The 12,790-nt window shown below is 69.8% G+C and carries 8 protein-coding genes; 7 read left to right on the top strand and 1 reads right to left on the bottom strand.

What is annotated here, in order from left to right; translation table 11 throughout:
• Positions 1-132: 132 nt before the first annotated feature.
• Both ACRAKH_RS26155 and ACRAKH_RS26150 read left to right on the top strand, forming a co-directional pair.
• Positions 133-1,980, top strand: coding sequence for a GH32 C-terminal domain-containing protein (locus ACRAKH_RS26155; protein WP_380723003.1), 1,848 nt, complete (start codon positions 133-135; stop codon positions 1,978-1,980).
• A 121-nt stretch (positions 1,981-2,101) separates the two neighbouring features.
• Entirely contained in the window at positions 2,102-4,078 is a 1,977-nt protein-coding gene (locus ACRAKH_RS26150; RefSeq protein WP_380723001.1) for a glycoside hydrolase family 32 protein, read from the top strand.
• Positions 4,079-4,441: 363 nt separating this feature from the next.
• Here the strand turns inward: ACRAKH_RS26150 and ACRAKH_RS26145 are convergent, their stop codons facing one another.
• Complete coding sequence (locus ACRAKH_RS26145) at positions 4,442-5,452, bottom strand: LacI family DNA-binding transcriptional regulator (protein ID WP_380722999.1); 1,011 nt, start codon at positions 5,450-5,452, stop codon at positions 4,442-4,444.
• A 188-nt stretch (positions 5,453-5,640) separates the two neighbouring features.
• Between ACRAKH_RS26145 and ACRAKH_RS26140 the strand changes: the two genes are divergently transcribed.
• From ACRAKH_RS26140 to ACRAKH_RS26120, 5 genes are all read left to right on the top strand, one after another.
• Positions 5,641-6,852: a sugar ABC transporter substrate-binding protein gene (locus tag ACRAKH_RS26140; RefSeq protein ID WP_380722997.1), complete on the top strand. Its 1,212-nt coding sequence runs from the start codon at positions 5,641-5,643 to the stop codon at positions 6,850-6,852.
• Between the two features lie 4 nt (positions 6,853-6,856).
• Positions 6,857-7,738, top strand: a complete 882-nt coding sequence (locus tag ACRAKH_RS26135; RefSeq protein ID WP_380722995.1) for a carbohydrate ABC transporter permease — start codon at positions 6,857-6,859, stop codon at positions 7,736-7,738.
• Positions 7,735-8,547, top strand: coding sequence for a carbohydrate ABC transporter permease (locus tag ACRAKH_RS26130; protein ID WP_380722993.1), 813 nt, complete (start codon positions 7,735-7,737; stop codon positions 8,545-8,547). The genes ACRAKH_RS26135 and ACRAKH_RS26130 overlap by 4 nt, the downstream gene beginning before the upstream one ends.
• 14 nt (positions 8,548-8,561) lie before the next feature.
• Positions 8,562-10,298, top strand: a complete 1,737-nt coding sequence (locus ACRAKH_RS26125) for an amylo-alpha-1,6-glucosidase (RefSeq protein ID WP_380722991.1) — start codon at positions 8,562-8,564, stop codon at positions 10,296-10,298.
• A gap of 96 nt (positions 10,299-10,394) precedes the next feature.
• Positions 10,395-12,224 (top strand): RICIN domain-containing protein, encoded by a 1,830-nt coding sequence (locus tag ACRAKH_RS26120; RefSeq protein ID WP_380722989.1) that lies wholly within the window; start codon positions 10,395-10,397, stop codon positions 12,222-12,224.
• The last annotated feature ends 566 nt before the right edge of the window (positions 12,225-12,790 follow it).

The following is a 12,790-nucleotide window of genomic DNA, read 5'->3' as shown; positions in this document are numbered from 1 at the left end:
AGTGGTGCCTGTCTGCCCGGACGTGTTCATCAGCCCACCGAAGCCCGCTCCCTCTTCCCGCAGATGTGAAGTGAGGTCAGCATGCGCAGATTCACCTTCAAGCGATGGCCACGCCGTCGCACCACCACCGTGATGGCAGTGGCCTTCCTGGTCGCGATCACCACTGTCGTCGCGCCCTCGGCGCAGGCGGCGCCCTACCCGGAGTACCCCTACGACGCGACGGACTACAACGAGCCGTTCCGGGGCCAGTTCCACTTCAGCTCGCAGGGCGGCTGGATGAACGACGTGAACGCGCCGTTGTACTACAACGGCGTCTACCACTTGTTCTACCAGCACAATCCGCACGGCCTGCAGTGGGACACCATGCACTGGGGCCACGCGACCAGCCGGGACATGGTGCACTGGACGCAGCAGCCGATCGCCCTGGAGCCGGGTCTGCACAACGCCACGCTGTTCTCCGGTGGCGGGTGGGTGGACCACAACAACGTCACCGGCCTCAAGACCGGCACCGACGCGCCGATCCTGTTGTTCACCAACACCAACGGTGTCTCGATCGCCTACAGCACCGACGGCGCGCGGACGTTCCGCATGTACAACGGCGGCGCGAAGGTGATCTCCACGCCGTACGAGTCGCGTGATCCGAAGGTGTACTGGGACGCGGCCCGCAACCGGTGGGGCATGGTGTTCTGGGGCAACGAGGGCGGCAACGTCGCCAAGTTCTACAGCTCCACGAACCTGCTCAACTGGACCTATCGCGGCGAGTTCCGCGCCGACTGGCTGTTCGAGTGCCCCGACCTCTACCAGCTTCCGGTGGACGGCAACACGGGCAACCAGAAGTGGGTGCTGCAGGACGCCAGCGGCGAGTACGTCATCGGCACCTTGAACAGCGCCGGGGTGTTCGTGCCGGATGCGGGCTGGTCGCGGCCGCAGCGGATGGACGTGGGGCGCACCGATTTCGGCGGGACCGCCTACGCTGGCCTGACGTTCACCAACATGCCGACCAACCGGGTGGTCCAGATGTTCTGGCAGCCCGGCAACAAGGGCAGCACCTGGACCGGCAACGCCTCCTTCCCCGCCCAGCTCGGCCTGCGCACGTTCCCGGAGGGCATCCGGGTGACCCGCAACCCGATCGGCGAGATCTCCACGATCCGCCAACCCGCGCAGACCTGGAGCAACCTGACCATCTCCAACGACCTGGCGACGAACCCGTTCAACGGCATCTCCGCGGACACCTACGAGATCGAGGCGACCTACGACCTCGCGGGTGCCACGGCCACGGACTTCGGCTTCGAGCTGCACCGCCGCGCCGACGGCACCCGTGACGCGGCGATCGGTTACGACCGCGTCCGGCAGACGTTGGCCGACGCACCCATGCCGCCGGTCAACAACCGGGTGAAGCTGCGGGTGTTGGTCGACCGGGGGCAGTTGGAGACGTTCGGCAACGACGGCAAGGTCTCGGTCACCGACAACGTCAACTTCGACTCCTCCAGCGGCAGCCTGGGCATCCGGACCTACGCCAACAACGGCACGGTCCGCCTCGAATCCTTGACGTTCCGGCGGTTGAGCAAGGCCTGGACAGCCGCGCCCAGCGGACCGGACCAGGGCGTCGGCATGATCAAGTGGAACGGCGTGAACAAGTGCGTCGACCGTGACGCCGCCACCGCCGCGGTGAACATCTGGGACTGCTGGAACGGCGCCAACCAGCGGTGGACGTTCACCGCCGCCGGGAAGATCAGGATCGGCAACGAGTGCCTCGACCAGCCCGGCGAGACCATCGGCAACGGCGCGCAGCTCAAGACCCACGCCTGCTGGGGTGGGGACAACCAGCGCTGGATCCGCATCGGCGCCAACCAGTACCAGAACGCGTGGTCCAAGCGCTGCCTGGACCTCGCGGCCGGTGACGCCACCAACGGCCGCAGGTTGCAGGTCTGGGACTGCGTCGGCGGCCCGAACCAGACGTGGAGCATGCCGACCAACTGATCACAGCCACCCGACATCGCGCCCCGAGCCGTTGCCGGCGTCAGTGACGGAGGGTGGACGGCTCGATCGTCCACCCTCCGTCCGGCCATCTGTTGTGGACATTGAGGATTCTGGAGGTTCGATGAGCTCAACGACGAGCGGCCTTCGCTTACTGCGGACCGCGCTCGCCGCCCTCGTGCTGGCGACCGCAGCAGTCGGCGTCCCCGGTGCCGGCGGTGGTGCGCCCCAGGCGCAGGCCGCGGGCACGTACCGGGCGCAGTACCACTTCACGGTGCCCGACCGCTGGATGAACGACCCGCAGCGGCCGGTGTACATCAACGGCAAGCTCCACTACTACTACCTCTACAACGCCGACTACCCGAACGCGGTGGGCACGGCCTGGCGTCTGGCGACGAGCACCGACGGGGTGGCCTTCGCGGACCAGGGCATCGCGGCGCCCAAGAACACGAACGTCAACCGCGACCTGTGGTCGGGTTCGGTGGTCGTGGACACCGCGAACACGGCGGGTTTCGGCGCCGGCGCGGTGGTCCAGCTGGTCACGCAGCCGGACTTCCGCACCGGCGGCGGGGCGCAGGCGCAGTTCCTGTGGTACTCGATCGACGGCGGCCGGACGTTCCGGCCCCACGGCGACACACCGGTGATCCCCAACGGCGGCCGCCGCGACTTCCGCGATCCCAAGGTGGTCTGGGACTCCGCCCGAGGCCGGTGGGTCGCCGCGATCAGCGAAGGGGAGCGGATCGGGTTCTTCACCTCGCCGGACCTGAAGACCTGGACGTGGCGATCGCACTTCGTGACCAACCACGGCTTGCTCGAATGCCCGGACCTGTTCCCCATTCGCGCCGACGACGGCACGACGCACTGGGTGCTGGGTGTGAGCCCGGGCGGGACGCCGAGCACCTACGCCTACTGGACCGGGACCTTCAACGGGACCGCGTTCACCGCCGCCAAGACCACTCCGCAGTGGCTGGACCACGGCTTCGACTGGTACGCCGGGGTCACCTGGGAGGACCCGGCCGCGCCGATGGACCGGCGCTTCGGCATGGCGTGGATGAACAACTGGGCGTACCCGGACAACACACCGACACGGGCCGCGGACGGGTTCAACGGGACCGACTCGATCGTCCGCCAGATCACGCTCAAGCGCTACCCGGACGGCTACGCCCTGGTGTCGCAACCGACCCCGGCGCTGGCCTCCCACGCCACCTCGGTGCGCAACCTCGGCACGATCCAGGTCAACGGCGGCCCGGTCCCGCTGGCCTACAACGGGACGGCGTACCAGCTCGACACCGACATCAGCTGGACCCAGTTGGACAACGTCGGGGTGCAGCTGCGGGTGTCGGCCGACGGCACGCGGCACGCGGACGCCGGCATCTACCGCGACTTCAGCTACCTGAACCGGCGCCAGACCGGGAGCCCCGACACCACCGGGACACGGGGTGAGAGCCACGCGCCGTGGAACCCGGCGAAGAAGACCGCGCACCTGCGCATCCTCGTCGACCGCACCACCATCGAGGTGTTCGTGGACGACGGCCGGCACGTGCACTCCAGCCAGGTGTTCGCCGACCCGTCCGACACCGGCATCAGGCTCTACACCAGCGGGGGCAGCGCCACGTTCGCCAACACGAGGATCACCGAGTTCCGCGACCTGGCCCAGCGCCCGGCCCGCGTCCTCTCCGGCTTCGAGGGCACGTCCTACGACCCGGGCTGGAGCACCACCGGCCGCTTCGTCGGCACCGGCCCGACGTTCCAGAACCTGCCCGGCATGGTCGGCAGGGCCGTCCTGGACACCTTCGCCGGCGGCGGCGACTCGGCCACCGGCACGATCACCTCACCGACGTTCACCCTCGACCGCAACCACCTGCACCTCCTCATCGCCGGCGGGAACCACCCGGCCGGCTCACCCGGCCAAACCACGGTCAACCTGATCGTGAACGGCCAGGTGGTGCGGACGGCGACCGGGGACAACACGGGCGTGATGAAACCGGTCGACTGGAACGTCGGCAACCTCCAAGGGCAGAGCGCCCGAGTGCAGGTGATCGACCAGGCGACCGGCGCGTGGGGACACATCATGGTCGACCACCTGCTGCTGAGCGACTGAGCGAACCGATCGGGGGGCGGACTCGTCCACCCCCCGATCGAACCGCCGCAACGCGGACACCGGCGCCAGCCTGTCGAACACGCCCCACCGCAACGCTCCCGGCTGGCCTGGGACGTCGGTGGCGCCGCCACCGCCACAGGCGACGGAGCCCAGGTCCACCTGTCGTCCTGCGTCGGCGGCACGAACGAGCAGTGGCAACCCGCCGCCCAGGGGCAGCGGCACCTACCGCTTTGCCACCCGTCACACTCACCTGACCAGCCGCTGCCGTGCTCGCGCGACGCGATCGTGACGGCCTGCGCCGAGGTCACCCCGAACGACGACGGGTCATGCCCGAGGTGGTGTCGAACCGATTCGACTCGCGGGTTACCGGTGTCGGGCCCCGGTGCTCGACCGCAGGGAGATGACGGGTCGCAGGAGCGCGTGGCGGTGCGGCGCGTCGGGGTTCGCGATGCGTTCCACCAGCAGGTCCACGGCGAGTCGGGCCATCTCCTCCGCGGGCACGTCGGCGGCGGTCAGCGGAGGGTGGAAGGCTTCCGCCAGGCGGCTGGCGATGACGCCGGTGATGGAGAAGTCGCCGGGCACGTCGAGACCCGCTTGGCGCAGGGCCCGCTGTAGGCCGGGCAGCGCGGCCTCGTTGATGGTCACCGCCGCCGTCACGTCCGGCCACCGCCGGCGGATCTCCTGGAAGCAGGCCAGGCCGGCGGCCGGTTCGTCGGCGCAGCACACCGTGTGCGCCGTCAGCCCGCGCTGCTCGGCGGCGGCGAGGAAGCCCGTCGACGAGCGCAGTGCGGGCCCGTAACCCGCGGCGACGAGCTCGTCGGACCGGTTGATGAGCACGACGTCGCGGTGGCCGAGGTCGGCCAGGTGGTGGACGCAGCGGGTGATCAGCTCCGCGTAGTCGACGTCGACCCACGGCGCGGCGCCCGGGCGCTCGACGTGGCCGATGGTCACGAACGGCAGCGCTTCCTGTTCCAGGCGGGCCACGCGCGGGTCGTCGAGGAGGATCTCCATCAGGATCACGCCGTCGACCCGGCGGCCGGTGACGACGCGCTCGAAGGACCGGTCGTGGTCGCCGCCGCTGGGTGAGAGCAGCACGTCGAGGTCGTGGGTGGCCGCCGCCTCCACGACGCTGGCCACGAACCCCAGCTGCACGTCGGTCAACCGCCTGCTCGCGGGTGGTATCACCAGGCTCAACGTGCGGGTGCGCCCCTCGGCCAGCGCCCGCGCGCTGGCGTTGGGCCGGTAGCCCAGCTCGGCGATCACGTCGTTGATGCGCTGCGCGGTCGCGGTCGACACCGGCCGCTTCCCGCTGAGCGCGTACGACACCGTGCTGCGGGACACGCCGGCACGCTTGGCGATCTCACCGATGTTCATGCGCTCTCCGTCCAACCGGTTCGACAGGTTCTGATGGTAGCGGAAACCAGGTCTTGCGCCGGTTACTCCCTGCGGATACGTTGACGAAACATCGCGTGGTCGAACCGGTTCGATGACCGACAGTCCAGTTGTCAGTGCCGCCGCCTGGAAGGACTACCCCTATGAAGCGCTCCCCGTTCAGTCGACGCGTGACCGTCGCCCTGGTCGCGGCGGGACTGTCCCTGACCGCGTGTTCCTCCGCCGGGGACACGGGTGGTGACGCCACCGGCCCGTTCGCGGTGTGGGACCCGTACCCGCAGTTCGACGGGACGTCGGAGTGGGCGAAGGTGATCGAGAAGTGCGGCGCTGACGCTGGGGTGAAGGTCGAGCGGCAGGCGTACGACACCTCCGACCTGACCAACAAGGTCCTGCTCGCCGCGCAGCAGGGCACCGCGCCGAACGTGCTGGTGGTGGACAACCCGGTGGTGTCCACGCTGGCCGAGGGCGGGGTGCTGAAGGCCAACCAGGACACCGGCCTGGACGCGTCGCAGGCCTCGCCCAACCTGGTGGCCGCGGGCGAGGTCGGCGGGAAGACCTACGGGGTCCCCATCGGCGCGAACACCCTGGCGCTGTACTACAACAAGGCGGTGCTGGCGTCGGCGGGCGTGGACCCGGCGTCGCTCACGGACTGGGCGTCGTTGGACGCCGCCCTGGCCAAGGTCGCGGGCGCGGGCAAGAAGGGCATCACGTTCTCCGCCATCGGCACCGAGGAGGGCTCCTTCCAGTTCCTGCCGTGGTTCTGGGGCGCGGGCGCGCAGCTGACCGACCTGTCGTCCACGCAGGCCGTGGCGGCGGTGGAGCTGTGGAAGTCGTGGATGGACAAGGGGTACGCGCCGAACTCGGTCGTGGGCAACACGCAGACCACCAGTTGGCAGGAGTTCGCCACCGGCGAGTACGCGTTCGCCGAGAACGGCACGTGGCAGCTCGGCAACGCGGCGAAGCTGGGCTTCGAGTACGGCGTCATCCCGATCCCGTCCCGTGACGGCGGTGTCGCGCCCGCGCCGACCGGTGGCGAGTTCGTCACGGTGCCGGCGCAGGGCGCCGCGGACCGCGAGGCGACGGCGGCGAAGATCGCCAACTGCCTGGTCGGCGCCGACACCGTGCTGGCCACCGACACCGCGCTGACCTACGTCTCGGCCATTCAGTCGGTGCGGGAGAAGCAGGTCGCCGCCAAGCCGGAGTTGACGGTGTGGGTCGACGCGGTGCAGTCGGCGAAGGGGCGCACCGGCGACGGTCTCGGCACCCGCTACCCGCGGATCTCGCAGCCGCTGTGGACCGCGGTGCAGGCGGTGCTGACGGGGTCGAAGCCCGCCGCGGACGCCCTGAAGGACGCCCAGAGCGCCGCGGCGTCGGCGAAGTAGAGCCGTGCTCCGCAGGAATCTCGTCGGCTGGGCGTTCCTCGCTCCGCTCGTCGCCTACCTGGTGCTGTGCTACGGCTTCCCGCTGCTGACCACTGTGGACCTGAGCATCCGCGACTACACCGTCCGCACGTTCGTGCACGGTGGCGCGCCGGTGGTCGGACTGGACAACTACACGGCCGTGTTCACCGACCCGGTCTTCCGCACGGCACTGGTCAACACGGTCGTGTTCACGGTGGTGTCGCTGGTGTTCCAGTACGGCATCGGGTTGGCGTTGGCGGTGTTCTTCTCCCGCCATTTCCGGCTGTCGGCGACGTTGCGGGCGTTGTTCCTGGTGCCGTGGCTGCTGCCGCTGATCGTGTCGGCGTCGACGTGGGCGTGGATGTTCAACAGCGAGGCCGGTGTGGTGAACGCGGCCCTGTCGTGGGTCGGGATCGACGGCGTGCACTGGTTGACCTCGCCGACCTGGTCGCTGGTGTCGGTGATCGTCGCCAACATCTGGATCGGCATCCCGTTCAACCTGGTCGTGCTCTACAGCGGGTTGCGGAACATCCCGGCCGAGGTGCACGAGGCGTCCGCTTTGGACGGTGCGAGCTCCTGGCAGACGTTCCGGCACGTCACCTTCCCGATGCTGCGGCCGGTTTCCACGGTCACGCTGCTGCTCGGGCTGGTCTACACGCTGAAGGTGTTCGACATCATCTGGATCATGACGCGTGGCGGCCCGAGCGGGTCGTCCACCACCCTGGCCACCTGGTCCTACGAACTCGGGTTCGGCAGCATGCTGCCCCGCTTCGGGCCCAGTTCCGCGGTGGGCAACGTGCTCATCCTGCTCGCTGTGGCCGTGGGCCTGGTGTACGTGCGGGTGCAGCGCCGGCAGGAGGCGTCATGACGCGCTCGTGGTGGCGGACCGCGGTGGGCGTGGCGCTGACCGCCGTGATGCTGTTCCCGGTCTACTGGATGGTCAACGTCTCGGTCACCCCGCCGGGCGACATGCGCAAGTCACCCCCGGACTTCTTCCCGGGCAACCCGACGTTCGACGGGTACGCCCGGGTGCTGGACGAGCAGCTGCCGTACTTCGGCACCAGCCTGCTGGTCGGGCTCGGGACCGTGGTGCTGACGTTGGTGCTGGCCGCACCCGCGGCGTACTCGCTGGCGAAGCTGCGCCCGCGCGGTCGGGGGCCGTTGACGTTCGTGCTGCTGGTGGCGCAGATGATCCCCGGGATCATCATGGCGCTGGGGCTGTACGGCATCTACGTCAAGCTCGGCATCACGAACACGGTGTGGGGGCTGGTGTTCGCCGACTCCACGATCGCGGTGCCGTTCGCCGTGCTGATCCTGACCTCGTTCATGTCCTCGGTGCCCGACGAGATCGTGCAGGCGGCACGCATCGACGGCGCGGGAGCGTTGCGCACGTTCTGGTCCGTGGTGCTGCCCGCCAGCCGCAACGGGGTGGTCACCGCCGGGCTGTTCGCGTTCCTGTGGGCGTGGTCGGACTTCGTGTTCGCCGCGACGCTCGACAGCGGGGGCGCGCTGCAACCGCTGACGCTGGGCATCTACCGCTACATCGGCAACAACAACCAGGAGTGGAACGCGATCATGGCCACCGCCGTGGTCGCCTCCGTGCCCGCCACCGTGCTGCTCGTGCTGGCCCAGCGCTTCGTCGCCGCGGGCATCACGTCGGGCGCCGTCAAAGACTGACCAAGGGGGAACTTGTGGACGACTTCTCGGTGCGGGAGATCCCGTTCAGCTGTTCGGGAGCGTGGTTCGGCATCTCCGCGGTCGTGGGGCTCGCCGAGTACTCCGAGGACCTGCACCTCGTGTCCCACCGCAACGGGATGCACGCCGTGCTGTCTCTCGTGCCGGTGCTCGCCGGTGCGCGGGTGTCCGCCGAGGTCAACGCCAACCCCGCGCTGCTCACGTGGAGCGCGGGCCGGGTGCGGATCGCGGCGGCGTTCGAGTCACCCACGGCGCTCCGGATCTCCGGCCACGGCCTCGGCCTGCGGATCGCCGCCGCGGACGACACCCTCACCCCGTTCACCGGGACCTTCTTCTTCCACGACCCCGTCACCTCGTCGTACGTCTTCACCTCCTACGAGACCGGCCACCGCTACCGGGTGACCGTGCTGGCGGGGAGCGAGGACTCGGCCGGTGCCTCCGCGCTCGGCACGGCGGAACGGGCGGTCGTCGTCGGTGGGGACGGCGGGGAGTGGGAACTCGTCGTGGAGGAGCTGACGACCACGAGCGGGCGGTTCTCGACCACCGCGACGTTCTCGGAGGTGGTGGCTGCCTCGCGGCGTTCGTTCGAGCGGTTCGTGGACGAGGTCGCGCCCTGGCGCTCCGACCGCACCCCGGCCGCCGGGCTGGCCTGCTACGTGCTCTGGTCGGCCACCGTGAGCCCGGCGGGCTTCGTCGGCCGTCCGGCGGTGCTGATGTCGAAGAACTGGATGGACAAGGTCTGGAGCTGGGACCACTGCTTCAACGCCCTCGCCCTCGCGCCGGGTCTGCCCGGCGTGGCGTGGGACCAGCTCCAGGTGGTGTTCGACCACCAGACCCCCGAAGGGGCGCTGCCGGACTCGATCACGCACGCGGAGGTGCTGCACAACTTCGTCAAACCACCCATCCACGGCTGGGCGGTGGCCAAGCTGAGGTCGAAGCTGCCCGGTGGAATCCCGGCCGCGGAACTGCCAGTGCTCTACCGGCAGTTGGAGGCGTGGACGACCTTCTGGCTCGACCACCGTCGCGCGTCGGGTGAGCCGTTCGCCCACTACGAGCACGGCAACGACAGCGGCTGGGACAACTCCACCGTCTTCGACGGGCAGCGGCTCGTGCAGTCCGCCGACCTCGCCGCCTTCCTCGTGGTGCAGATGCGGGAACTGGCCCGACTGGCCCGGGAGATCGACGACCCGGCCGCCGCCACGCGCTGGGAACGCGAGGCCGACACCATGCTGGACGCGATGCTGACGACGCTGTGGGACGGGACGGCGTTCACCGGCCGCGCCCTCGACGGCACGACCCGCACCACGGCCAGCCTGCTCGACCTCATGCCCGTCATCCTGGGCGACGACCTGCCCCCGAACGTGCACGCCAAGCTCGCCAAGGGCATCGCCCGGCACCTGACCGCGGTCGGCCCGGCCACCGAACGACCCGACTCGCCCCACTACGAAGCCGACGGCTACTGGCGCGGCCCGGTGTGGGCGCCCTCGACCGTGCTCATCGAGGACGGCCTGCGCCGCGGCGGCGCGGTCGACCTCGCCGACCAGGTCAGCGCCCGCTTCCGCGCGGTGTGCGAGAAGAGCGGCTTCGCCGAGAACTTCGACGCCCTCACCGGCGAGGGCCTGCGCGACCGCGCCTACACCTGGACCGCGAGCGCCTACCTGCTGCTCGCCGCAGAGGCCGAGGCCCGACCGGCCGACGGCGCTCCGCACCATCCCAGCACGTCAGCGGGGTAGACGAACCGATCCGACCGACGTCCTCCCCGGGACGAAGGGGTTCAACGCCGAACCCCCGACCTCGCACGCCCACAACACCTGACAAAGGAGTCACGCATGTCCCTCACACGCGCACGACGGCGAGGCCGTGGCCTCGCCGCGGTCATCGCGGCGGCCGCGGCCGCGATATCGGCGGTGGTGGCGCCCGCACCGGCCGCCCTGGCCGGTGACGAGTCGATCTCCGTCAACTTCTCCGTCGCCGGCGGGTCCCCGACCTACCGGGCCTCCGGCTGGATCTACGGCATGACCGAGGACGCCTCCGGTCCCGCCGACCACTTCTACCGCGACCTGAAGTTCCGGTACATGCGCGCCGGCGGCGCCCAGCTCGACGGCCCCGGCGGCTGGGTGGCGGGCAAGTACGAACGCCGGTGGAACGCCACCCGCGCCCAACTGCTGCGCACCCGTGCGCTGGGCGGCGAGTTCATCCTGCTGCCCCACGACCTGTGGGGCGCCGACGGCTACCCGATCACCCGTTTCCCGGGCGACAACGGCGACTGGACCGACTACGACAACTTCCTCACCCGCCTGATCGCCGACGTGCGGGCCACCGGCGTCCCGGTGCAGTGGGACCTGTGGAACGAACCGAACCTGGACCTGTTCTGGAAGCGGTCGCAGGAGCAGTACTTCGAGCTGTGGCGCCGCACGTACCAACGCGTCCGCGCCGCGTTCCCGCAGCAGCTGATCGTCGGCCCGAGCTTCGCGGGCGTCCCGACGACGAACGGGACGTGGTGGAACCAGTACCTCGACTTCATCCGCTCGTCGAACACGATCCCGGACATCATCAGCTGGCACTCCCTGCCGGGTGACCCGGTGGCCAACGTGGCCGCGGCGAACGCCACCCTCGACGCACGGGGCATCCCGCACCCCCGCCCGTACCAGATCAACGAGTACGGAGCGCCCGACGAGCAGAACCCCGGTGACGGCGCCTGGTACATCGCCCGCCTGGAACGAGCGGGCGCCGACGGGCTGCGCGCCCACTGGGGCAGCACGAACGCCCTGCACAACGACCTGGCCAACCTCCTGACGCGCAACTCGGAGGGACAGCACCTGCCCAAGGGCGAGTGGTGGGTCTACCGCTACTACGGCTCACAGACCGGGCAGATCGTCTCCGTCACGCCCAGCCCGACCTACGACGCGTTCGCCACCAAGACGAACGGCGCGGCGAAGGTCCTGGTCGGCGGTGGCGGCACCACGGGCAACATCGCCGTCAACCTCCAGCGACTCGACACCACCAGCGGGATCGTGCAGAACAACCAGGTGCGGGTGGTCGTCCAACGCATCCCGTACAACGGCGGCGGCGCGGTGCAGGGACCGATCACCATCGGCAACTCCGTCGTGACGCTGTCCGGCAACGCCACGACGGTCAACCTGCCCCACACCAACGCCGACGACTCCTTCACCGTCACGCTCCTCCCACCGTCCGACACCGGCTTCCAGTCGGTGGCCGTCGCCCAGCACTCGCAGCAGTGCCTGGACAACACCAACCTGGGCACCGCTGACGGCAACCGGCAGCAGCAGTTCCACTGCGAGGGCGGTGACCAGCAGCTGTGGAACTTCCGGCCGGTGGCCGGGGTCACCGACACCTACACCGTCGTCAACCAGCAGACCGGCAAGTGCCTCGACGTCAGCGGCGTCTCCACCGCCGACGGCGCCGCGGTGCAGCAGTGGGCCTGCCACGGGGGCCAGAACCAGCAGTTCACGCTGCGGAAGGTCACCTACCCGGGCAACGACTCCCACGACTACCAGCTCGCCGCCCGGCACAGCGGCAAGTGCGTCGACGTCAGCGAGATCTCCACGGCGGCACGCGCCCCCATCCACCAGTGGACCTGCAACCCCACCGGTCAGAGCAGCCCGCTCAACCAGACCTGGCGGCTCTGGGGGCGGTAACGGCCGTGCTGTCGCGCGGCAGCGGGCTCGTGCCGCGAACCCGCTGCCGCGCACCTCCTCCACCAAACCCGCTCCCGCCCGTCGCCTGCACGGGCCCGAACCACCTGACTGCACTGGGTCCTTCCCCAACGCCGTCATCGATGCCGGCGCTCCGCTACCGCGAGCGGTGATCGACCGGCTCGACAGGAGATCGCGATGAACCGAAGCCTCACCGCCGGACCGCCGGCACTGGCGATGGCGGCGTTGTCGGGAGCTGCAGCGCCTTCGCGGGTGTCCACATCCAGCGCACCAGCCACGACACCACGAACCTGACCAACAAGGTGCTGCCCGGCGCGCAGCAGGGCGCCGTGCCGACATCCTGGTCCTGGACAACCTGGTCGTCTGCGGAACGTTCACCGTGCTGCCGACGTTAGAAGGCGTGTCCGGGATGGGCAGACGCGACCTACCGCGTGTTCCTGCCGGAGCACCGCTTGGGCAATCCTGGTCACTACACCCGTACTTCCGGCGACATGACGACGGCCGTTGCAGCCCGATCACGTAGAACCGCGCGCTTGTGTCGACGTCGG

It is taken from the genome of Saccharothrix hoggarensis (assembly GCF_052936025.1).
This window is presented reverse-complemented; position numbering and strand designations above follow the sequence as displayed.

Bases quoted from the DNA above. Each gene is read 5' to 3' on its own strand.
- ACRAKH_RS26150 (WP_380723001.1), top strand. From the start codon at position 2,102: ATGAGCTCAACGACGAGCGGCCTTCGCTTACTGCGGACCGCGCTCGCC.
- ACRAKH_RS26120 (WP_380722989.1), top strand. From the start codon at position 10,395: ATGTCCCTCACACGCGCACGACGGCGAGGCCGTGGCCTCGCCGCGGTC.
- ACRAKH_RS26130 (WP_380722993.1), top strand. From the start codon at position 7,735: ATGACGCGCTCGTGGTGGCGGACCGCGGTGGGCGTGGCGCTGACCGCC.
- ACRAKH_RS26145 (WP_380722999.1), bottom strand. From the start codon at position 5,452: ATGAACATCGGTGAGATCGCCAAGCGTGCCGGCGTGTCCCGCAGCACG.
- ACRAKH_RS26155 (WP_380723003.1), top strand. From the start codon at position 133: ATGGCAGTGGCCTTCCTGGTCGCGATCACCACTGTCGTCGCGCCCTCG.